19 protein-coding genes and 1 riboswitch are annotated in these 22,994 nt (G+C 31.0%); of the genes, 18 read left to right on the top strand and 1 reads right to left on the bottom strand.

Features of this window, described 5'->3' with window-relative positions; translation table 11 throughout:
- The first annotated feature begins 147 nt into the window (after positions 1 to 147).
- Entirely contained in the window at positions 148 to 312 is a 165-nt protein-coding gene (locus tag ACREVU_RS13315) for a dTDP-4-dehydrorhamnose 3,5-epimerase family protein (protein WP_431552088.1), read from the top strand.
- A gap of 109 nt (positions 313 to 421) precedes the next feature.
- Positions 422 to 1,255, top strand: a complete 834-nt coding sequence (rfbD, locus tag ACREVU_RS13310; RefSeq protein WP_431552087.1) for a dTDP-4-dehydrorhamnose reductase — start codon at positions 422 to 424, stop codon at positions 1,253 to 1,255.
- A 62-nt stretch (positions 1,256 to 1,317) separates the two neighbouring features.
- Here rfbD and ACREVU_RS13305 read toward each other — a convergent pair whose 3' ends face one another.
- Positions 1,318 to 1,455 (bottom strand): hypothetical protein, encoded by a 138-nt coding sequence (locus ACREVU_RS13305; protein WP_431552086.1) that lies wholly within the window; start codon positions 1,453 to 1,455, stop codon positions 1,318 to 1,320.
- An 810-nt stretch (positions 1,456 to 2,265) separates the two neighbouring features.
- Positions 2,266 to 2,354, top strand: a riboswitch (cyclic di-GMP riboswitch).
- A 46-nt stretch (positions 2,355 to 2,400) separates the two neighbouring features.
- Here ACREVU_RS13305 and ACREVU_RS13300 point away from each other — a divergent pair.
- From ACREVU_RS13300 to ACREVU_RS13225, 16 genes are all read left to right on the top strand, one after another.
- On the top strand, positions 2,401 to 3,300 hold the full coding sequence (locus tag ACREVU_RS13300) for a hypothetical protein (RefSeq protein ID WP_431552085.1): 900 nt from the start codon (positions 2,401 to 2,403) through the stop codon (positions 3,298 to 3,300).
- A 241-nt stretch (positions 3,301 to 3,541) separates the two neighbouring features.
- Positions 3,542 to 5,719, top strand: coding sequence for a family 2 glycosyl transferase (locus tag ACREVU_RS13295; RefSeq protein WP_431552084.1), 2,178 nt, complete (start codon positions 3,542 to 3,544; stop codon positions 5,717 to 5,719).
- 38 nt (positions 5,720 to 5,757) lie between these two features.
- Positions 5,758 to 8,907, top strand: a complete 3,150-nt coding sequence (locus ACREVU_RS13290; RefSeq protein WP_431552083.1) for a hypothetical protein — start codon at positions 5,758 to 5,760, stop codon at positions 8,905 to 8,907.
- Between the two features lie 39 nt (positions 8,908 to 8,946).
- Entirely contained in the window at positions 8,947 to 10,008 is a 1,062-nt protein-coding gene (locus ACREVU_RS13285) for a HEAT repeat domain-containing protein (protein WP_431552082.1), read from the top strand.
- 71 nt (positions 10,009 to 10,079) lie between these two features.
- Positions 10,080 to 11,504, top strand: a complete 1,425-nt coding sequence (locus ACREVU_RS13280) for a glycosyltransferase family 2 protein (protein WP_431552081.1) — start codon at positions 10,080 to 10,082, stop codon at positions 11,502 to 11,504.
- A gap of 269 nt (positions 11,505 to 11,773) precedes the next feature.
- Positions 11,774 to 12,442 (top strand): sugar transferase, encoded by a 669-nt coding sequence (locus ACREVU_RS13275; RefSeq protein WP_431552143.1) that lies wholly within the window; start codon positions 11,774 to 11,776, stop codon positions 12,440 to 12,442.
- 322 nt (positions 12,443 to 12,764) lie between these two features.
- Positions 12,765 to 13,433 (top strand): sugar transferase, encoded by a 669-nt coding sequence (locus ACREVU_RS13270; RefSeq protein WP_431552080.1) that lies wholly within the window; start codon positions 12,765 to 12,767, stop codon positions 13,431 to 13,433.
- Between the two features lie 397 nt (positions 13,434 to 13,830).
- Positions 13,831 to 14,790 (top strand): NAD-dependent epimerase/dehydratase family protein, encoded by a 960-nt coding sequence (locus ACREVU_RS13265; RefSeq protein ID WP_431552079.1) that lies wholly within the window; start codon positions 13,831 to 13,833, stop codon positions 14,788 to 14,790.
- 23 nt (positions 14,791 to 14,813) lie between these two features.
- Entirely contained in the window at positions 14,814 to 15,863 is a 1,050-nt protein-coding gene (locus ACREVU_RS13260) for a mannose-1-phosphate guanylyltransferase (protein ID WP_431552078.1), read from the top strand.
- A gap of 21 nt (positions 15,864 to 15,884) precedes the next feature.
- A complete protein-coding gene (gene gmd / locus ACREVU_RS13255) occupies positions 15,885 to 16,967 on the top strand; it encodes a GDP-mannose 4,6-dehydratase (RefSeq protein WP_431552077.1) in 1,083 nt (360 codons plus the stop codon).
- A 55-nt stretch (positions 16,968 to 17,022) separates the two neighbouring features.
- Positions 17,023 to 17,973, top strand: coding sequence for a GDP-L-fucose synthase family protein (locus ACREVU_RS13250; protein ID WP_431552076.1), 951 nt, complete (start codon positions 17,023 to 17,025; stop codon positions 17,971 to 17,973).
- A gap of 59 nt (positions 17,974 to 18,032) precedes the next feature.
- On the top strand, positions 18,033 to 19,172 hold the full coding sequence (locus ACREVU_RS13245) for a glycosyltransferase (protein ID WP_431552075.1): 1,140 nt from the start codon (positions 18,033 to 18,035) through the stop codon (positions 19,170 to 19,172).
- Positions 19,169 to 20,359 carry a glycosyltransferase family 4 protein gene (locus tag ACREVU_RS13240; protein ID WP_431552074.1) on the top strand — a complete coding sequence of 397 codons (1,191 nt, stop codon included), beginning with the start codon at positions 19,169 to 19,171 and terminating at the stop codon, positions 20,357 to 20,359. Before ACREVU_RS13245 ends, ACREVU_RS13240 begins: the two co-directional genes overlap by 4 nt.
- A 37-nt stretch (positions 20,360 to 20,396) precedes the next feature.
- Positions 20,397 to 21,278 (top strand): DUF2334 domain-containing protein, encoded by an 882-nt coding sequence (locus tag ACREVU_RS13235; protein ID WP_431552073.1) that lies wholly within the window; start codon positions 20,397 to 20,399, stop codon positions 21,276 to 21,278.
- A gap of 72 nt (positions 21,279 to 21,350) precedes the next feature.
- The gene (locus ACREVU_RS13230; RefSeq protein ID WP_431552072.1) at positions 21,351 to 22,118 is read left to right on the top strand and encodes a WecB/TagA/CpsF family glycosyltransferase; all 768 of its coding nucleotides are present in this window, start codon (positions 21,351 to 21,353) and stop codon (positions 22,116 to 22,118) included.
- A 58-nt stretch (positions 22,119 to 22,176) separates the two neighbouring features.
- Positions 22,177 to 22,947 (top strand): ChbG/HpnK family deacetylase, encoded by a 771-nt coding sequence (locus ACREVU_RS13225; RefSeq protein ID WP_431552071.1) that lies wholly within the window; start codon positions 22,177 to 22,179, stop codon positions 22,945 to 22,947.
- Positions 22,948 to 22,994: the final 47 nt, after the last annotated feature.

Here is a 22,994-nt window from a genome sequence, read left to right as displayed (position 1 = left end):
CTTCTTTGGAATTCGGTAGTGTTTTATCATGTAGCAGAGAAGATATAATTTGTTTGTTGTTGTATGTTATACCTTGAAGCCTCCTCGAATATAATATATACATGAAATTATAAATATGTTAAAACTTAACAATATACGGAGGAGCTTATGGGGGAGTTTAAATTTTTAGAAACTAAGATATATGGCATATACATAATTGAGCCTGAGGTTTTTGGTGATCGTAGAGGTTATTTTGTGGAGAACTACAATAAGAACGATTTTTTTGAAGCAGGTCTTACCATGGAATTTGGAAAACAAACAGTGGATGAATAATATTACAACTGGGGAATATCAAAATTATTATAACAATATGTATGGAAAGTAGTGCCACTCAAGTGGTGTGATGGGTATAGTATGGATCATAAATAAAAGGAGATGAATAATGAAGATATTAATAACAGGAGCTAATGGTCAATTAGGTAGAGAATTAACAAAACAATATAAACAAAAGAAAAATGTTCAACTAATACTTACAGATGTATTGGATTTAGATGTAACAAACGTTATTGGAGTATATAGTTTTGTGAATGAAAATAAGCCAGATGTAATTATCAACTGTGCAGCACTTACAGCTGTTGATAAGTGTGAGTCACAATTAGATTTAGCATATAAGATAAATGCAATAGGGCCTAAAAATTTAGCTGCAGCTGCAAATAAAATTGGTGCAGAAATTGTACAAGTATCAACAGACTATGTTTTTGAGGGTAATGCAAATAAATTATTAACAGAGTTTGACCCAGTAAATCCACAGACTATTTATGGGAAAACCAAATTACAGGGAGAAATATTAGTTAAGAATCACAATCCTAAACATTATATAGTTAGAACTGCATGGCTTTACGGAGATGGAAAAAATTTTGTAAAGACTATGATAAATTTAAGTGCAACTAATACAACATTAAAAGTAGTTAATGATCAAAAGGGAACACCTACAAACACAGTAGATTTGGCTAAAGTTATAATAAAGCTTGTAGAAGATAAGAATTATGGAGTTTTCCATTGTACTTGTAAAGGCGAATGCACATGGTATGAATTCACTAAAGAAATATTTAGACTTACAGGTATTGATACAGAGGTTATTCCTTGCACAACCGATGAATTTCCAAGACAAGCAAAAAGACCTAGGTATTCAGTGCTTAGAAATTATATGTTGGAAATTACTACTGGAGATATAACTAGAACTTGGCAGGAAGCAATTGAGGAATACTTAAGATAAATAGTTTGAACCGAGAAGAAAAGCTACCGAAATTATATTTCGGTACTTTTTTTATTAAAAAGTTAATTATCTTTGTCTTTATTTTTATCACGGTTATTATTCGGCATTGTCGGTGTATCTTTACCTGCTGCTTTCATTAAGCCAGCAAAAACAATATAAATTATTATTAATATAATTGCTATAATTATAAATTTCAGCATAAAGACTAAATCCTCCCCATTAATAACATATAGTGAATTCGGAAACCCTTAGGCTCCCATATATCTCAATCCCGAAGGGATAATTTTTATTCTTCCCCCCAGAATGTAGAACAAAATATTTTTTAATTTTACCCAAATGGTATTTTCGCCTCTTTACTGCTATTCCTCGTGGTAGCGAGCAATGGCAGAAAGAAATGAATAAAAGAACTGCTTCTGAACGTATTAACAAAAGAATACTTAATGATTACAATATGGAACAAGCTCATCCTCGATATAAAAAACGTTAGTCTTGGTGGACTACCGTTCATTCTACTAATGTACACTTGGATGCAAGAATCAAAGTTTCAGAATTTACCTTTATATCTATTTTAGAAAATTTAATTCTAAAAATAGCCTAATTTTAAAATCCAACATTTTCAATCCATAAATTTACATCTAAAGGGTTAGCTTTGCTATACCCATTTTTAAGTTTTGTATGTTAAAAATAATAAGAAATTAGCAATTTGTAATAAATATACAAAACACCTCTATTTTATCTGAAATATTTTACATCATCAATTAGTTTCCGAAATTACTCAACAATTAACAGATATATAAGCTATAAATAGAGTATATGTTACAATGCGAAAAAATACAATGCAAGTATATAACCATTTTATATAAATCTAAGATAATTAAATTACTGAATATAATCAATTGAATATAGTCAATTGAATATAATCAATTGAATATAATCAATTGATTTTTTTCTTGTATATAAATATATAATATAGTATATTAAAGTTGTAGTATTTGTTTAATATATAGTAATTCTGAAAAAGGCAAATTTGTTGAAAGACAAAGACGCAAAACTATGGGCCTAATGGGTTTAATTATCTTATGGCTGCCAGGTTGCCAGGACTCCAGATAGGAGCCTCTTGGACTTTGAAAATGGGAGAGGTTATTATGAATTTATCGAAACGGCTAGCAATTATTTTATTAGTGTTAATTCTTATTATTCCATCAAAAGTAACTCTGGCAGAAACTAATGTAGCTTTTTTAAACACTGTAAATATTTCAACTTGGTTATGGGACACGCAGGAGATTGTATCCAATCCCGATAATATAATAAAATTTTTAGAGGAAAACAACGTCAATGTGCTTTATCTCCAAATTGATTATAATTTAAAAAATGATTATTACAATGAATTTATTAGTGAAGCATCAAAAGTGAATATAAGCATTCAAGCATTAGATGGATCACCTGATTGGGTATGTACTGATGGAGAAAATCTTCAGAACACCTTTTTTGATTGGGTAACACAATATCAAAAATCTTCATTAGAAAATCAACGATTTAAAGGTATCCACTTGGACGTTGAGCCATATGAAAATGGTAAGTACCTCTCGGATCCTAATCTTGTAATACAAGAGTACCAAGAATACATATTAAGGGCAAAAAAAAGAAGCAATAAATTAGATTTGAATTTAGGCATAGATATCCCTTTCTGGTTTTATGGAACAAAATATAATACACAATACGGTAATGGAAACTTGGCAGAATGGATTTTTAAGAAAATTAAGACTGTCTCAATAATGGCCTATAGAGATATTGCTTTAGGAGAAAATGGAATTATTAATATTGCTAAAAGAGAAATGAATTTATGTGAAAAGTATAATGTACAGGCGACTATCGCTGTTGAAACTGGAAAACTTACTGAATGTGGGGCTGTTACTTTTTATGAAGAAGGTGAAGCTTGCATGTACAATCAATTAAATATAGTGTATAAGAAATATAGTAATAATGTAGCCTTCAATGGTTTTGCTATTCATTATTTGGATAGTTGGATGAATATGAAGAATTAAGGCTTATTATTTAGCTTCAATAATAAGAAATCTAGCAATAACGGTATGTTGCTAGATTTTTTATTTGCCTAATTTTATTATTAAGTATAAAAAATATAGGATATCATAAGATATATTCAGTCATAAGAAAATTTTATGAAGTATAAGTAAAAAAAATAAAGGAAAATCGTAAAAGATGTAGAATTATAATGATTAATATTATTTGAAACAAGTATAGAAACAAGTATAGGATGTGTTGAGGATGAAAGCTAAAAACAAAAGATTTATTGTTTTCGCAATTATAATAGTGGGTTTATTAGTTACAGTACCATTAGTATTATTTATATTACAAAAAAATACTAATGCAAATAAGGATACTCCCACCCAGGTGGAAAAAACACCAGGATATATAAGTAAGACTGATAAGAACTCATTTTATGTTTTAGAAAATGGCAAGTGGAATAAAATCTTTGTAAAAGGTGTTAATATTGGTGCTGGAAAACCAGGGGCATTTCCTGGAGAAGTAGCTATTACTTACGATGAATATTTTAGGTGGCTTAATTATATTTCTCAAATGAATGCCAATACAATTAGAGTTTATACAGTGCAACGACCTCAGTTTTATAATGCACTATATGATTTCAATTTAGCAGCTGAAAAAAGAGGTAAAAAGCCTATTTATCTTATTCATGGAGTTTGGGTTAATGAAAATGATATTGCAACAATTAATGATGTTTATGGTAGTGATGATAAGATACTAAAGGATGTTATTGCAACTTCTAAAGAGACTATAGATGTATTACATGGAAAATGCTATTTACCTGTTAATAAGGGCTATGCAGACGGTAATTATACATCTGATGTTTCAAAGTATGTTATAGGTTGGATTTTAGGAATAGAATGGGATCCATCTTTGGTAGTTAGTAGCAATGAAAATAACCCTAAACGTAATATTTATAATGGTAAATATCTTTATACAGAGAAGGCATCGCCTTTTGAAAGCTTTCTTTGTGATATTGGAGATGTGGTTATAGATTATGAAATGACAAAATATAAAATGCAAAGACCAGTTGCATTTTCAAATTGGGTAACAACGGATCCATTAAAACACCCTAATGAGCCTTATAAAAATGAGGATATTGTGGGGGTAAATGTAGAACATATTAAATATAGAGATATTTTTAAAGCGGGAATGTTCGCCTCTTATCATGTATACCCTTATTACCCAGATACATTTAGTTTTCAAACTGATTATATTAATTTTAAAGATAGTGATGGAAAGCCAGATCCTTATTTAGCTTATTTAGAAGAAATAAAGAAATTCCATTCAATGCCTGTTTTGATATCTGAATTTGGGATTCCCGCTTCAAGAGGTAAGGCTCATGAAAATAGAATAACAGGGTTTAATCAAGGATTTATAGATGAAAAAACTCAAGGCGATATGTTACTTAAAATGATGAAGGATATTCACTTTGCGAATCTTGCTGGAGGCCTGGCTTTTTCGTGGCAAGATGAATGGTTTAAGAGAACTTGGAATAACAATGACTTAGATTTGCCTGATTCACGTCCATTTTGGCTTAATGCACAGACAAATGAACAACATTTTGGAATATTGGCAATGGACCCTGGAGGTCTCAAAAGCACTTGTTATATTGATGGGAAATTTGAGGATTGGGAAAAAGATAAGCCCTTGTATTTGAATGGTAATATTAAAATGTATGTTAAAAGTGACGAAGGCTATGTGTATTTAATGATAGATACTAAGAATTATGATTTTAATGTGGATACACTATTAATACCCATAGACACAATAAATGGACAGGGTAATAAAAGCTTTTCCAAATATAATACGACCTTTAGCAAAAATGCAGACTTTGTTATTAAAATTCACGGACAAAATGATTCTAAGGTTCTTGTTGATAGTTATTATGATAATTATTATTTCAGATATGCTGTTCAAACAAGTCTCATTAATAGGCAGTCCTCATTTGAAAATAAAAACTCTGGAATCTTTAACCCAATTAATCTTTGCTTAAATAAAAAATTAGTTGTACCACCTGGGAATACTGCTTTCCCATTTGCTGGATATGAGACGGGTTTACTGAAATATGGTATATCAAACCCAAATGATCCTAATTTTAATTCACTTAGTGATTTCTATTATAATAATGGAAAAATTGAAATAAGAATTCCTTGGCAATTGTTAAATGTTATGGACCCATCAACCAAACAGATAATTGACGATATGTATATAAGAGGTAAAATATCACCTTTAAAAGTAAAGGGATTCAGTTTTGGAGTAGAGAACATTAAAAATGGTGGGAGTCAGAATTTGAAAATGATCCAATATAATTGGAGTACCTGGGAGCATCCTAGCTACCACGAAAGATTAAAGCCTTCCTATTATATTTTTCAAAAGGGGTTAAAAGAATTAAATTAAACAGAAAAGCCAGGGGTTACAGGGCGGAGGAATAAATTATGAAAAAAATGCATTTTAAGATAAGAAATTTAATTTTTATAGCAGTACTAGTGATGTTAGTAGCACCCTTTATATTATGGAGGATTATTCCTAAAAAAAGCCTTGATATAGTTATGCTAAATAAAACTTTCCCTGTTAAGACAACTGAAGAGGGTAAAATAACTGAACTGGATTATAGTAAGCAAAGTGGATTATTTTGGATTATGGACTATCTCCGTATAAAGAATCCTTCCAATGGGAGTACCTATGACTCTACTAAAGATTATTACGGAAACTTTCTATCTCAGGGAAAATTAGCAGAAAAGCCTCTAGATAAATTAAAAAATGTTCCAGATATAATTTATCTAGGAGATACCTATGGTACAGGTAACTCAAAAATTAATGGTGTAGAGCCAAAGGGTGTATCTGGACTTACTGAAAATGAAGTTGGTTTAATTGCTACTTGTCATGCAAAGGGAACCACTGTAATTGGTGAATATAATATTTCTGGTGATCCTACTAAAACCAGTGTATCTAAGGAATTAGAAAATATTTTTGCTGTAGGTTTTACTGGCTGGGCGGGTAAGTTTTTTTCACAGCTGTCATCTGTTAATGATGTTCCAAACTGGATTAGACTAATATATGAAAAACAATATGGTAGGAAATGGAATCTAACAGGCTCAGGCATAGTAATAGCTGGAAATAGCAGAATTATAATTCTGCAACAGGGAGTGGATTTTACAGGGAAATCTATAAATCTATCTATGACAGCAGATAAAGCTAAGGCATTTAATACAGGAAGTATTGATTATTACAACTGGTTTGAAATTACAGTGCCAAAAGAGGAGAAATCAGTTATAGCTTGGTATGACTTAAAGCTTACAACTGTTGGAAATGATCAAATGAAGCCTTTTGGACTAAAAGGCAGGTTCCCTGCAGTCATTGCCAATATATCAAGTAATCAAAAATCGTATTATTTTGCAGGCGATTTTTGTGACTATCGGGAGCCAGAAAAAATAAAGTCTTTTTTAGGTGCCACTAATATATACAGAAAATTTAGCATTAATAGTGAAGGGGATAATTCATATTTTTATTGGAATTTTTATGTTCCCTTTATGTCAAAAGTTATAAAGGAAACTGTGCCCTTAGATGAAAGTGTTGCTTTTAAGGCTAAAGCCCAGATAATAAAAGACGGTACACAGATAGTATCAAAGGTTGATGGCAAATATTTTTCAGTTTATGAAAAGGGAGCTTTTAAAAAAATATATGTAAAAGGTGTGGATATAGGCAATACAATGCCTGGAATTACCAAAGGAAGCTCACTAGATGACAATACAATCTATAAACAGTGGTTTGAAAAAATCGCCGGTATGAATGCTAATTGCATAAGAGTATATGATTTGATGCGTCCTGGATTTTATCGTGAACTTGATATTTATAATTCTACACATCCTGATAAAAAACTATACTTATTTCAAAATATTTCAGCGATTGATGAGTCAGTCTCAGAAAATTTTCTTGAAAGTAAATACAACGCAACTTACAAAAGGGCTAGGCAGGATACTATTAACGCTATTCATGGGAATGTTTCAATTAAATTAAATGGTAGTGAAGAATCTGATTTATACATCAATGATGTTTCAGGATATTTATTGGGCTATTTAGTTGATCCAGGTTTAAATCCAGTTAATGTGACCACCACAGATAGTTCCAATCCTTCTTATAAATATAAGGGAGTTTATGTGTCATCAGGATTAAAGGCTACACCAACTGAAAGCTGGCTAGCATCCCTTAGTGATGAAATATATGAATATGAACAAAAATCATATAACATGCAACACCCAATAGCAATTACTAGCATTCCTGAACTTGACACTCTCCACCATGATAGAGCAGGAATTAATGGCATAGATGACAGAATCTCTGTGGATATTAATAATATTGATGTTTTAAGTAGTGTTAAAGCTGGCTTCTTCGGTGCTTACAATATCAATTCTTTTGCACCAGGGTTTATGGCTGGTGAAACTGAGAATGCAAAATCTGAATATGCAGGATATACAGATTACATGACTAGTTTTATGAATACTCAAAAAAAATATCCGGTATTAATAAGCGGCGTTGGTCTTTCTACTAGTATGGGGGTTTCACAGGTAGCAAGCCCTAGTTATAAGGATGGCCAAAATAGTGAAACAGTACAAGGTGAAGGCCTAGTTTCTATGATGAAGATAATCAAAGACAGCGGCTGTATGGGTGGACTTATTTATGAATGGGCTGATGAATGGGGCAAGAGTGGTGAATTTACATCATCGCTAATGATACCCAATAAGCATAGTAATCTATGGCATAATATGACGGAACCTGCTCAGAACTATGGGATTTTAGCTTTAGAATCCCAAACTCCAAAAAATTATGATATGACTATACGTGGAAGTGGACCAATGCAATCAATAGCATATACGAGTAACGAATCTTATTTCTATATAAAAGCAGATTTTAGTAAGTTACCTGATTTTAATCAGAAAAACTTAATGATTTATTTAGATACCGTTGATCGAAAAAAAGGTGAATATATGTTGGCTCCTGATGTAAATGAAAATTGGTCAGGTGTTGAGTATAATATTAAAATTCAAAATAAAGACAGTGGTGAGCTATTGGTGGAACCTACTTATAATGCAAGTAAAGGCTCTTATTTTACCACAGTATCTACTAATGGTATTTTTGATAAAATGTTGAGACAACTCTCAATAGCCGGAAAAACTACCTCAGGTAAAACTATATCTGCAAAGTATGGGGATGGATCTACCTTAGTGGTAGGTAATTTTGATGATAGCACTAACAATTTCTATTTTGAGGGTAATACACTATTTATAAGAATTCCTTGGGGGAGATTGAATTTTACAGACCCATCTAGCCTACTGGTATTAGATGATAATAAAACTAAAGGAGTATTAAAAAATAAAAATGATGCTCTCTCGGTTAGAATGACTGATGGCATAGTTGCCTCCTTGATTATCATGGATAAAACAACTAAAAAAATAGATTATCATTTTCCAGAAAGTGTTACCGCGTCTGGTTATAAAACTTTTTCTTGGAGCACCTGGAATAAACCGTCTTATGTTTCACGGGAGAAAAAGAGTTATGATATTATTAAAAAGTTTTTTGCTGAATGATTTAAAATGAATTTAAAATTTGTGGAAGGAAGGGAAAATATGAATAAAACAGCTATATATTTATTATTAATTGCAGTAGTATTGTTGTTGCTTTATTTTGTATTGATTATCTATGTATGGTTTTTTAGATATTTTAGTGAAATTACAACGAAAAAAGTGAAAAGCCAGTTAGAAAAAATAGTTTCTTCCTTTTTTACTAAAGCAGTGGAAAAGGGGAACATTATTGGAGATATAAGTGAAGTTGAAGAGTTGAATTCATTTATCAAAAATAGTGCTTCAAGAAAAGAAGCATTAATTGATATACTTATTAATTATGGGGATGATTTTATTGAAAGTAATCATGACTTATTAACGAAACTATATCAGAAAGTGGGAATTAGAACATTTCTCATTAAAAGACTTGATTCGAGAAGCTTTTTCATAAAAGCCTTAACTTGTCGTCAGCTAGGTGCATTAAAAGTTAAAGGTACAGAAGCATACATTCTTAAACTTAGTTCTTATAACGATAATGACGTGAAATATAATGTATTACTTGCCCTTGCAAAACTAGGGGATATAAATGGAATAGTAGCTATAACTAAAAATTCCGACAAAGTGAATATATCTTACCGAGCTGTCATTGAGATAATATCAGCTTTTAATGGTTCAAAAGATGATTTATTTGTCAAAACACTACCATATGCGGATGATTATATTAAAGGTATTTTAATAAAAGCAGCTGCAGATTATAAAATAGAAGTACTGCGATATTATTACCTTAAGTATTTACAATATGATGATAAAAATATTAAAATAGCGTGCATTAGAGCTCTATGCAGTCTTAAAGATTCGGATAACGAAATCCATATAATAAATATGCTAGAAGATGTGGATTGGGAGGTAAGGGCCGCCGCCGCAAAAGGGTTAGAGAACATCGGAACAAGTAATAGTTTTATAGCACTAGCAAAAACTACAGGGGACAGTGAATGGTGGGTAAGACATAATGCTGCCTGCACTCTAATATTACTCCAAGGAGGAGTGAACTATGCCTCAGGAATAATTCATGGTGAAGATAAATATGCCAGTGAAGCGGTGGCTAGTGCTTTGGAGACTTTAAATTAATGAAGATTTAGTACAACAGCATTAGCATCAATAACAATAAGCAATAACAATAACGAGGAGGGGTGGTATTTATGCTTATTCTTAGAATGTTTATTATATATTTCAGCTTATTTTGTATTGTATATACAATTGCAATCAATATTTTTTATAATGGCCAGATGATTATTTCATTTTTCGATATCTTAGGCTATATGAAAAAGATGAAAGCATCTGATTATAAAAGGTACAGTGAATCAAAAAATATGATTCCTATATCTATTATAGTACCTGCCTATAATGAAGAAAAAACCGTTGTTGATAATATTAAATCCTTGCTGGCTCTAAATTATTTCGAGTATGAAATTATAATCGTAAATGATGGCTCAAAGGATTCAACAAAGGAAAAAATAATAAAAGAGTTTGACCTGAAAAAAGTAAATCAACCTGTAAAGGAGAGTTTAAGAACGCAGGAGGTACTAGGAATTTATCGAAATACTAAATATGAGAAATTAATTTTTGTAGATAAATTAAATGGCGGAAAGGCCGATGCACTTAATGCTGGCATAAATGTATCCATGTTTCCTATTTTTGCATCAATAGATGCAGACTCCATACTGGAGAAAGATGCACTTATAAAGCTTACAATGTTATTTGTAGAGAAACCGGAAACCGTAGCGATAGGTGGAATTGTTAGGATTGCAAATGGATCTATAATTAAGTCTGGTGAGCTCAAAGAAATGAATATCCCTAAAAAGAAAATTGCTATATTCCAAATCATTGAATATTTTCGAGCATTTCTTACTGGACGTACAAGCCTCAGTAAGCTGGATGCGGTTCTAATTATTTCTGGAGCCTTTGGTGCTTTTAACAAAAGAGCTGTTATTGATTGTGGTGGGTACAAGGTAAATATAATTGGTGAGGATATGGATATAATTGTACGACTTCACAAAACAATGATAGACCAAAAGAAAAAATACAAAATACAGTTTTTAGCAGAACCAATATGTTGGACTCAAGCTCCTGAATCACTTAAGGATCTAAGAACTCAGCGTAGAAGATGGCAAATTGGCTTGTTTGATAGTCTATTAAATTATAAAGGGATGTTGTTTAACCCTAAATACGGGACTATTGGTATGATATCCTTGCCATATTATTGGATATTCGAATTAATTGGACCAGTTGTTGAGTTTCTAGGCTATATATTTATACCACTATCATACTTATTTGGACTACTACAGTTTAACAGTTTTATAATCTATCTACTTATTGCCTTCTTACTAGGGTCTACCCTTTCCATGGGAAGTATACTACTAGAACAGGTTTCCTTTTGTAAATATACATCATTAAAGGATACTCTAACATTGGCAGGGTATGCGGTACTGGAGAATTTAGGTTATCGTCAACTTACTGTACTTTATCGTATTGAAGGAATGCTTAAATTTAAAAAGCTACGTCATTCTTGGGGTACAATAGAAAGAATGGAATTTGTCAAAGGTAATGAGAAGGAGATTGGATAGATAGGTGCCATTCGTGCTAGTAGTTGTAAACTGCAACTGATTTTTTGAAAATTTATTAGAGATAAAGCATAACCATTAATTTTTTATAAATTAGGGGGTATGCTTTTTTTGTTTTTTAGATTCTCTTAGCAAAATATTGAACAGGATAAGCTATAACCTCTGTTTTAATACAATTTGAATGGAAATTTTAAATTTGGTTATAATTGAAAAGAACGGTGAATAGGATAGAGGACAATCATTCCTATACTACAATAAAAGAGGTGATAAATATTCAGAAATTAGAAGATGATTTAATAGTTATAGAAACGGATATTGATAGCCAGTATGAGAAAAGCATAGGATATTTTATAATCAAAAGAATAATTGATATTATAGGTGCTTTAGTTGGAATTATATTACTTAGTCCTGTCATGATTATAGTTAGTATATGGATTAAATTAGATTCAAAGGGATCTATTTTTTTTATCCAGGAGAGAGTCTCGCAAGATGCTGGTGGGTTTATGATGTATAAATTTAGGTCTATGTGTTCAGATGCAGAATATCTTCTAGAGAAGCTTCAAGATAAAAATGAAATGGCTGGACCTATGTTTAAGATAAAAGATGACCCAAGAATAACTAAAGCAGGAAGATTTATTAGAAGAACAAGTATAGATGAGTTACCACAACTTTTTAATATATTAAAGGGAGAAATGTCAATTGTAGGGCCAAGACCTAGTTTGCCAAAAGAAGTAGCACAATTTACTTTATTTCAAAAACAAAGGTTAGTGGCAAAGCCGGGGTTAACATGTTATTGGCAGGTTAGGGGAAGAAGTGACGTGAGCTTTCAAGAGTGGATGGAAATGGATGTTCAGTATATAGAAGAAAGAAATACAATTATTGATATAGGGCTTATCTTCAAAACCGTGGGAGTTTTGTTTGGAGATGAAGGGGCTAGGTAGAAGGAAAAAGTGAGTATTAATTAGAAAATCATAACGTTTTAATACGTTATGATTTTTTTTATTGGATTTTTTAATTGTTTGTGACTGAGATGTGGCTTATATAAGTTTCATTTATGATTACTATAAGATTCCAATGAGAGTAAGTAAGGATTAATGTGTGACTGACATATGTTAAAATTAATTTACATATAATAGCAAATGAAAATCGTTTTAAATATAATGCTTCTTCATTAAAAAGATATAAATACTCATATAAAACTATATTAATATTTATTAACTAATATAGGAGTTTTAATACCATAAAAAGATATGGGGGATACACATGGAGGAATTGGGAACAAATTTAAATCAGACAGATATGGAAATTAATTGTAAATATGAGAAAAACCGCGGATACTTTATAATCAAAAGAATGATTGATGTTATAGGCGCTTTGTGCGGAATTTTATTGCTATTTCCGGTAATGATTGTAGTGGCAATTTGGATTAAGGTAGGTTCAAAGGGGACTATTTTTTTTACACAGGAGAGAGTTGGACAAGATGGTATAGGATTTATGATGTATAAATTTAGATCTATGTGTATAGATGCAGAATATCTTCTAGATAAGCTTCAAGATAAAAACGAAATGTCAGGGCCTATGTTTAAAATAAAAGAAGATCCAAGAATAACTAAAGTAGGAAAATTTATAAGAAAGACAAGTATAGATGAGTTACCTCAGCTTTTTAATATATTAAAGGGAGATATGTCACTAGTGGGACCAAGACCAAGTTTACCAAAAGAAGTAGCGCAGTTTAACTCTTTTCAAAAACAAAGGTTAGTTGCAAAACCAGGGTTAACTTGTTACTGGCAGGTAAGCGGAAGAAATGATGTTAGCTTTCAAGAATGGATGGAAATGGATGTTAAATATATAGAAGAAAGAAATACATTGATAGATATAAGGCTCATATTTAAGACTGTGGGAGTGTTGTTTGGGGATGAAGGGGCAAGATGAATTTCAGTAGTTACAGAACAAATTATCCTTGTGGAAATCTACGTAAAAAACAGCTAGAAGATGTGTAGCAAAATAGAGATGGAATTTGCTGAAACGCAAATTCTATCTCTTAATTTTATTTGTAAAGTTATGTAATAATTAGGAACTTGATGCAAGGAGGAGCATACGGCTATTAATTTACTAAATCGGCAAAATTTAAATTTGTCAATAAATAGCAAAAACTATATAATAGAATTCAATTAGTTACATAAAATGTAAAATAATATAAAAAATAATAAATAAGGGATAAATATAAAAATTTAATATAATATAGAAGTCGGTAATTGAAAGCTGAAAGTTTTGGCGATGTAACAGCGAGGTTTTAAGTTAATGAATTAGTAGGTGGGGGGAATTAAAGATGAGAGTATTAGTAACTGGCGGAGCAGGATTTATAGCATCGCATATAGTGGATGAGTTAATTGAGTTAGATTATGATGTATTTATAGTAGATAATTTATCTGCTGGAAATGAAAGAAATATAAATCAGAAAGCTAAATTTTATAAATGTGATATAACAGAGATAGATACATTGAAATTAGTTTTTAAAGAAGAGCGACCAGAAGTAGTAATACACCATGCAGCTCAAATTGATATACAAACTTCTCTTAAAAAACCCGTTTTTGATGCAGAAAACAATATAGTTGGAACTATCAATATATTAGAATGTTGCAGGGAATTTGGAGTAAGAAAATTAATATATCCTTCTTCAGCTGCAGTGTACGGAGAACCTAAGTATCTTCCAGTGAATGAAAAGCATCCAGTTGACCCGATATCTTTTTATGGAATTTCCAAGCACACACCAGAGCATTATATAAAAGTCTATGCACAGTTATATGGATTTAATTACACTATTTTTAGATATGCCAATGTCTATGGTTTAAGACAAGATCCTAAAGGTGAGGGTGGAGTGGTATCAATATTTGTTGATAAATTATTAAATAATGAAACCCCTTTTATATTTGGGGATGGTGAGCAAACTAGAGACTTTATTTATGTTAAAGATATAGCACGAGCTAATATATTTGCATTACAAAAGGGCGATAATGAGATTATGAATATAAGTACTAATAAAGAAATCACTGTTAATGAACTATTTAAAGTGATGAAAAATATATCTGGAAGTAAGGTCGATGTAATTTATAAAGAAGAAAGAAAAGGTGATATACTTCATAGTTATTTGGATAATAGAAGGGCAAAAGAAAAATTAGATTGGAAAGTTGAGTTTAGTATGGAGGAAGGGATTACAGAGACGATTGAATATTATAAGGAATTGATAAATGTAGGTATAGATGTTGCAGCTTCGGTGGAAGAACACTGATTATGACAAGGGGAGGGGAAGGTATGCTTTGTGCATTAATAATGGCAGGGGGAAAAGGAACTAGATTTTGGCCTTTATCTACGGTGGAAAAGCCAAAACAGTTTTTGAATCTTATTGGTGAAGATACAATGATTCAAATGAGTGTGAAAAGATTAGAAAAACTTATTCCTTTAGAGAGAATATTTATAGTCACTGGCACGCGATATATGGATTTAGTTAGAAAGCAGTTACCTAAATTACCGTATAGAAACATTATCATAGAGCCTGTAGGTAAAAATACCGCACCTTGCATAGCACTTTCAGCTTTTCATATTAACAAAATATACGAAGATGCAACCATAGCGGTATTACCATCAGATCATCTTATAAAGAATGAGGAGAATTTTTTAAAAGTATTAAATTCAGCTAGTAAATTTGTGGATAAAAATAAAGAAGCAATAGTTACAATAGGTATAAAACCAGATAGACCAGAAACGGGCTATGGATATATAAATTACAGCCATATAAATTCTATAATTAATGGTTGTGAAATTAAAGCTGTGAAAAAATTTGTAGAAAAACCAGACATACATAAGGCCAAGGAGTATTTAGAAGATGGAAACTATCTTTGGAATGGTGGAATGTTTATTTGGAAGGTGGCCAATATTTTACGACTTACAAGAAAGTATTTGATAAACACTTTTGAAGTGCTAAGTGAAATAGCAGCAACGCGAGAAGAAGATTACCATAGAGTACTAGAAGAAAAATATAATAATGTAGACAGCATATCTGTAGATTTCGGAATTATAGAAAAAGCAGAGGATATATATGTTATTCCAGGGGATTTTGGATGGGATGATGTGGGAACTTGGGATTCTGTAGAGAGATACAGGGTGAAGGACAAGTTTAATAATGTTTTCATTGGCAATGTAAGAGAATTTAATTGTAACAATAACATTATTATTAGCAATGGTAAACCTATAGTCATATCAGGGCTTCAGGACATATTTGTAGTTGAAAGTGATGATATGATATTTGTTGGAAAAAAAGATGGGATGGAGAATATAAGAGAACTTAAAAATAGAATTAGTTAGAATTCGGGGGGAGTATTTTAAATGAAGAGAGCATTAATAACTGGAATAACTGGACAGGATGGTTCATATTTAACAGAATTTCTGTTGGAAAAGGGGTATGAAGTACATGGAATCATAAGGAGAGCAAGCTCTTTTAATACAAAGAGGATAGATCATTTGTTTGAAAATAAACTTATAGGAAATAAAACATTATTTTTACATCATGGGGATTTGACAGATTCGAGTAATTTAAATAGATTGATAGAAAAAATAAGACCAGATGAAATATACAATTTAGGAGCACAAAGTCATGTGCAAGTATCTTTTGATGTTCCTGAATATACTGCAGATACAGATGGTATGGGAACTCTTAGATTACTAGATGCCTTAAAAGAGAGCGGATTAAAATGCAAATTTTATCAAGCATCTACATCTGAGCTTTTTGGGGGAATTCCCGGCACAGCACCACAAAGTGAAAAAACTCCATTTTATCCAAAGAGTCCTTATGGAGTAGCCAAGTTATATTCCTATTGGATTACTATAAATTATAGAGAATCCTACAATTTATTTGCCTGCAATGGTATCCTTTTTAATCATGAGTCTCCAAGGCGTGGAGAGACATTCCTTACACGAAAGGTTACTAGAGCTGTAGCAAGTATAATGGCAGGAAAGCAAGAAAAACTTTCTCTTGGAAATATGGATGCAAAAAGAGATTGGGGATATGCAGGAGATTATGTAAGGGCTATGTGGTTAATGCTTCAACAAGATAAGCCTCAAGATTATGTTATTGCAACAAATGAAACGCACACGGTTAGAGAGTTTGTTGAACTATCATTTAAAGAAGTAGACATAGACATAGAATGGAAAGGTACTGGGTTAGATGAAAAAGGATACAATAAAGCAACTGGGAGACTTTTAGTAGATATAAATTCAAGGTACTTTAGACCAGCAGAAGTTGAACTACTTTGGGGAGATTCAAGAAGGGCAGAAAAAGAGCTCCAATGGGAAAGAAAAGTTAGTTTTAGAGAATTAGTTAAGATGATGGTAGACGGAGATATGCGAGAAATTGCAGGAATTAGTTCAGATGATTTTATTGCACAGGCTGAGGCGGCTACAACCAAATAGCCGTAAGCGGCTACCACCAAGTATTAAGTAGCAAACTAATTAAGGGGGTGAGGTTATGAACAAAAGCAGTAAAATATATGTTGCAGGGCATAGAGGCCTTGTAGGTTCTGCTATAGTTAGAAACCTTTTAGAAAAGGGATATACCAACATAGTAGAAAAAAGCCATATGGAACTTGATTTAAAGGACCAACTGGCTGTTAGAAGTTTTTTTGAAGAAGAAAAACCAGAGTATGTATTTTTGGCTGCTGCTAAGGTTGGGGGGATAGGCGCTAATAGCTCATATCCTGCGGATTTTATTTATGAAAACATGGAGATACAAAATAATGTTATAAAGGCTTCCCATGATTTTAAGGTTGAAAAACTTTTATTTTTAGGAAGTTCATGCATTTATCCTAAATTATGTCCACAGCCGATAAAGGAAGAATATTTGATGAACGGATATTTAGAGGAAACAAATGAGGGCTATGCAATTGCGAAAATAGCAGGACTTAAGATGTGTCAGTTCTTTAAAAGACAATATGGTGATAACTTTATAAGCTGTATGCCAACTAATCTTTACGGACCTAACGATAATTTTGATTTAGAAACTTCTCATGTTATGCCTGCACTTATTAGAAAATTTCATGAGGCTAAGGTGAATAATGATCCAGTAGTTGAAGTTTGGGGCAGTGGTAAACCACTTAGAGAGTTTCTATATGTGGATGATATGGCAGATGCTTGTGTGTTTTTGATGGAGAATTATGATGGGGAAGAGCATGTTAATGTGGGGACTGGAGTAGAGATATGTATAGGGGCATTGGCGGGGATGATTAAGGAAGTTGTGGGATTTGATGGAGAGATTAAGTTTGATAGGGAGAAGTTGGATGGAACACCGAGGAAGCTTTTGGATGTGTCTAGGCTAGAAGGATTGGGGTGGAAGTATAGGGTGGAGTTGGAAGATGGGGTTAGGATGAGTTATGAGTGGTATAGAGAAAATCATATAGTATTAGAAAATTTAAAAAGGTAATATTTAAACAAAGTAAAAAGAAGATTTAAAATTATAATATTTAGGATGAGGTGATAGGATTGAAGCTTGGTATACTAAGATTGTATATAGGGGACACCGGAGAAGTAGGATATTATAATGGCCAAGAGATTGGTTTAGCAAAAGCGCTTTATAGTAATTATGGAATTAGTACAGATGTTTTTTTACTCAAAACTAAACAAAAATGTTACGAAGAAGAAATAATTAATATTACAGATAACGTAAGGGTTGTTTACTTGCCAGCAAGTAGAATAGGTGTTCATGGAATTATAGATCCAAATTTACTGAAAAAATACGAAATAAATATTCTACAATTAAACAGTGATAATCAACTGATTACTGGTAAGGTTATTAGATGGTGTTTTAATAATCAACTTCCTGTGTACACATTGAGTGGTGTATATAAGAGCAAATCTAAAAATATAATTAAAAAAATATTTTTTGAAATATCAATTAGAATGAATAGAAATTACCAAAACAAGATAATAAATGTTACTAAAAATTTAAAAATTTATGATGAAATGCACAGGAAAAATGTTAGAAATGTTAGTTTTATACCAGTGGGGCTAGATATAAAAAATTTAAAGGAAATGTATCTAAGTGTGGAAGAATTGAAAATAAAATATGGACTGCCAAATGATAAGAAAATCTTATTGTTTGTTGGAAGGCTGGAAGAAGGTAAAAATCCATTTATGTCACTATATCTGATAAGACAATTAGATGATTGGATATTACTTATTATAGGACAAGGGAAATTAAAACAGAAAATGGGTATTTTTATTAAGGAGCATAATTTAGAGAATAAAGTAATATTTGTCGATAAAATACCTAATTCTAAAATTGGAGAAATATATAGTATATCAGATGTGCTAGTTAATTTTTGTAAAGATGAAATCTTTGGGATGACCATACTTGAAGCTATGTACTATAAGTGTTTGGTAATAGCTCATGATGCTCCAGGACCTAACTTTATAATTAAGAATAATGAAAATGGAGTATTAGTAAAAAGTAATGAACTGGATGAATGGGTGAAAAAAGTGAAGTATGCTATAGCAAATAGAAGTATGCTTAGTGCTAATGCATTCGAACGAGTAGTTAACTACTTGAATTGGGACACACTCTCCAAAGATTATTATAATATTTATACAAGTATCCTAAACATTAAGGAAGAGGAGCAATGACGAAACCAAAAGTTTTAATAGTTCATAATTATTATCAGGCTTCAGGTGGAGAGGATACAGTAGTTGAGAATGAGAGTAATATGCTCAGAGAAAATGAACATGAAGTTGTATTTTATAGTAGACATAATGATGAAATAAAGAGTAGAGGTGTATTAGGTAAGATTAAATTGTTTTTCGAAAGCATATTTTCTATAAAAACTTATAGAGAAGTAAAAAAAGTGATAAAAGAAGAAAAAATTGATATAGTACATGTGCATAATACATTACCACTGATAAGTCCATCTGTTTACTATGCTGCTTTTTCTAAAAGGATTCCGGTGGTTCAAACTATTCATAACTTTAGACTATTATGCCCTGCAGCAACGTTTACTGTAAATGATAAAATATGCGAAGAATGTATACAAGTCGGATTAGGAACAGCTTTAAAGTATAAATGTTATAGAAACTCTTATTCTCAAACTTTCGCCATGGTAGTTATATTAAAAACTCATAGAATATTAAAAACATATCAAAAGGTTAATGGGTATATTGCATTAACTGAGTTTAATAAAATTAAGTTACTAAATTTAATTAAGGATGAAAATAAAGTTTATGTAAAACCTAATTTTGTAAAATGTGTAAAAAATAATAATTCTAAAAAACGTAAAATCAAAAACTATTTTGTTTTTATAGGAAGATTAGATAGATTAAAAGGAATAGATTTAATTGCAGAATGTTGGAAAGATATAAAAGACTCAGAATTGATTGTAATAGGTGATGGTCCATTTAAAAAAGAATTAGAAGAATTTATTTATGAAAATAATATAAAAAATATTGAAGTGCTTGGCTATATGAAAAGAGAAGATGCTTTCGAGATAATAAAATATTCAACGGCAATAATTATAGCATCGCAATGTTATGAAGGTTTTCCTCTGACAATAGTAGAAAGTTTTTCACTAGGAGTACCGGTAATTGGCGGGGACATAGGGAATGTTGGTTCTATAATAAACAATAATAATGGACTACTATTTAAATATGATAGCAAAGAAGATTTAAAATCCAAAGTAGAAATGCTTATAAATAATAAGGGTTTAAATGAAAAACTTAATGATGGGGCATTTAAAGACTTTAATAAAAATTATACTGATAAGATCAACTATAAGTGTTTAGAAAATATTTACAGTGAATTAATAGAAAAATATAAATAATTTATTATAGTATCAGAATTGAAAGAGGGATAGTTATATGAGCATAAATTTAGTACGAACTAATAAATATTATGGGTTAGATAAAACAAATGAAAAAGATTTTGTTTTGCCATACAATTTTGTATTTCCAAAGGTGCAGCGAGCTGTACAAAAACTTGGATTAAGGTTTATAAATTATAATGCATTATATAAAAAAAGAATATGGAGAGAAATACCAAATGGAAAATCTAGATTTTTAATTAGAGTAGATGATTTTCCAAGATGGGATTTAAATTCATATGAGTATTTAGAATTTCATGAAATAATGAAGGAATATAATGTGCCATACATTATTGGGGTGACACCATTTCTCAGTTTTAATGAAGATAAATATACACAAATATCTGAAGAGGATATTAATATAATAAAACAACATAATTTGAAAATTGCTGTGCATGGATTTAATCATTATAATTATTGCGATGAGGGGCATACAACAGAATTAAGTGTTTATAGCGATGAGGTACTGGAAAAGTTAATTTTAAAAACAAAGGATTTTTTTAGTTCAAATGGTATAAGTATGCCTAGAACATTTATTCCACCATATAATGCTATGAATTATTCAAATTATAAGGTGCTTTCTAAATATTTTAATATAATTACTGGGGGACCGCTAACATTAAATACTATGCCAGAGGCCAAGTATTTAATGGGGGTATTTTTAGAAGATTCTTTATATCTTCCATCCTATTACCCCTTTTATGGTACGAGTAGAGAGGTTATTTATGGTTTAAGAAAAAAAACATTTAATTCAAAATCAATAATAATACCTATTACTTTACATTGGGCGTGGGAGAAGAGGGATCATTATAAAAAATTAAGAGAATTGTTAACTTTAATAAAAGATGAGGTTATTTCATGGGATGAGATAGAAGGTTAATAAGATTAGATTTTTCAACTAATGGCGGATGGCTTTATTTGAAATTTATTGTGAATTAATAGGTGGTGTAAAATGAAAACATGCAATATTTTAGGTGTAAATATAAATATTACAAACATGGAAGATACAATTGAAACTATTGTAAATAATCTTAAAAATACAAAAGGTAATTATATTTGCCTATCAAATGTACATACAAGTGTTATGGCCTATGAAGATGAAGAGTACCTAAAAATCCAGAATAATGGATTTATGGCATTGCCAGATGGAAAGCCATTATCAATAGTAAGTAAATTGAAAGGATTTAGAGAAGCTAAAAGGGTTACCGGACCAGATTTAATGTTAGAATTATTTAGAATTTCGGAGGAAAGAGGATACACTCATTATTTTTATGGCAGCACACAAGATACTTTAAATAAGCTTAAAACTAAACTTATTGAACGGTATCCTAAATTAAAAATAGTAGGAATGTATTCTCCTCCATTTAGAGTGCTGTATGATAAGGAAAACGAAACCATCATAGAGAATATAAATAAAACAAATGCTGATTTTTTATGGACTGGGATAGGTGCACCAAAACAGGAAATATGGATGTATGAACATAAAGATAGAGTGAATTCTTTGATGATAGGTGTTGGTGCTGGTTTTGATTACCATGCGGGTAAGCTTAAGAGGGCCCCTGCGTGGATGCAACAATTAAGCTTAGAATGGGTTTATAGGCTAATTCAAGATCCTAAAAGGCTGCTTTCAAGATATTTTAATACAAACATTAAATTTATTATATATATATGCAAAGCTGGATTTAAGAGGAAAAAAAATGAAAGTATATACCATAACTAATATAAGTGGTTCAAGTTTATTTTAAGTTAAATTGTTTTATTAGAAAGGGGGGCATATTGTGATAATAGTAAATGCAGATGATTTTGGAAAAAACGAGAATATTAACAAAGCAATTATTGATTGTTTTAATGAAGGATTATGTTCGAGTACAACAATAATGTCGAATATGCCACACTTTGAACATGCAGTTGAACTAGCACATGAGATTGGGATAAATAAGGGTTGTATTGGTATACATTTGAATTTAACTGAGGGCAAACCAATGACTGATAAAATGCGACTGAATACTAGGTTTTGTAATAGTAATGGATATTTTAACAAGGATGCGCTTAGAGTTGAAAAAGTGTTGGCTTTAAGTAGTGAGGAAAAGGATGCACTAGTTAGTGAGATAAAAGCTCAAATTAATAGATGTAGAGAAAGTAATATTAGGATAACACACTTAGATTCACATCATCATGTCCACACAATTTTTCCCTTACTAAAAATAATTGATGAAGTATGCAAAGCAGAAGGAATACCATATGTAAGGCAGGCAAATAATATTTATTCAAATAGCAAATTAAGACTAATATATAATAAGCTCTTCATAAATGGCTATTTAAATAAAAAGGGAGTTCTATTAACACAAGGTTTTTGTGATTTGAATAGTTATGAACGTATACTACATGGAAAAAATAGTTTTAACAATCTTGAGATAATGATTCATCCTTGTTATAAGAATGGTCATATTTATGATGGAGATAATGATAATCTATTGTATTTAATTAAAAAATTACTTAAAAATGAAATTAAACTTTATTCTTATGGAAATGCATCAACCAGTTTATAAAGTTTTATTAATATTATCTAAAAAAAAATTATATTTAAACTACTATA

The organism is Clostridium sp. (assembly GCF_050717535.1).
Classification (GTDB): Bacteria; Bacillota; Clostridia; order Clostridiales; family Clostridiaceae; genus Clostridium_AD.
Note: the sequence above shows the minus strand (reverse complement) of the source record. Positions and strands in the feature narration are given on the sequence as shown.

Bases quoted from the DNA above. Each gene is read 5' to 3' on its own strand.
- gmd (WP_431552077.1), top strand. From the start codon at position 15,885: ATGAAGAGAGCATTAATAACTGGAATAACTGGACAGGATGGTTCATAT.
- ACREVU_RS13315 (WP_431552088.1), top strand. From the start codon at position 148: ATGGGGGAGTTTAAATTTTTAGAAACTAAGATATATGGCATATACATA.
- ACREVU_RS13280 (WP_431552081.1), top strand. From the start codon at position 10,080: ATGCTTATTCTTAGAATGTTTATTATATATTTCAGCTTATTTTGTATT.
- ACREVU_RS13300 (WP_431552085.1), top strand. From the start codon at position 2,401: ATGAATTTATCGAAACGGCTAGCAATTATTTTATTAGTGTTAATTCTT.
- ACREVU_RS13270 (WP_431552080.1), top strand. From the start codon at position 12,765: ATGGAGGAATTGGGAACAAATTTAAATCAGACAGATATGGAAATTAAT.
- ACREVU_RS13285 (WP_431552082.1), top strand. From the start codon at position 8,947: ATGAATAAAACAGCTATATATTTATTATTAATTGCAGTAGTATTGTTG.
- ACREVU_RS13290 (WP_431552083.1), top strand. From the start codon at position 5,758: ATGAAAAAAATGCATTTTAAGATAAGAAATTTAATTTTTATAGCAGTA.
- rfbD (WP_431552087.1), top strand. From the start codon at position 422: ATGAAGATATTAATAACAGGAGCTAATGGTCAATTAGGTAGAGAATTA.
- ACREVU_RS13295 (WP_431552084.1), top strand. From the start codon at position 3,542: ATGAAAGCTAAAAACAAAAGATTTATTGTTTTCGCAATTATAATAGTG.
- ACREVU_RS13260 (WP_431552078.1), top strand. From the start codon at position 14,814: ATGCTTTGTGCATTAATAATGGCAGGGGGAAAAGGAACTAGATTTTGG.
- ACREVU_RS13240 (WP_431552074.1), top strand. From the start codon at position 19,169: ATGACGAAACCAAAAGTTTTAATAGTTCATAATTATTATCAGGCTTCA.
- ACREVU_RS13235 (WP_431552073.1), top strand. From the start codon at position 20,397: ATGAGCATAAATTTAGTACGAACTAATAAATATTATGGGTTAGATAAA.
- ACREVU_RS13265 (WP_431552079.1), top strand. From the start codon at position 13,831: ATGAGAGTATTAGTAACTGGCGGAGCAGGATTTATAGCATCGCATATA.
- ACREVU_RS13305 (WP_431552086.1), bottom strand. From the start codon at position 1,455: ATGCTGAAATTTATAATTATAGCAATTATATTAATAATAATTTATATT.
- ACREVU_RS13250 (WP_431552076.1), top strand. From the start codon at position 17,023: ATGAACAAAAGCAGTAAAATATATGTTGCAGGGCATAGAGGCCTTGTA.
- ACREVU_RS13230 (WP_431552072.1), top strand. From the start codon at position 21,351: ATGAAAACATGCAATATTTTAGGTGTAAATATAAATATTACAAACATG.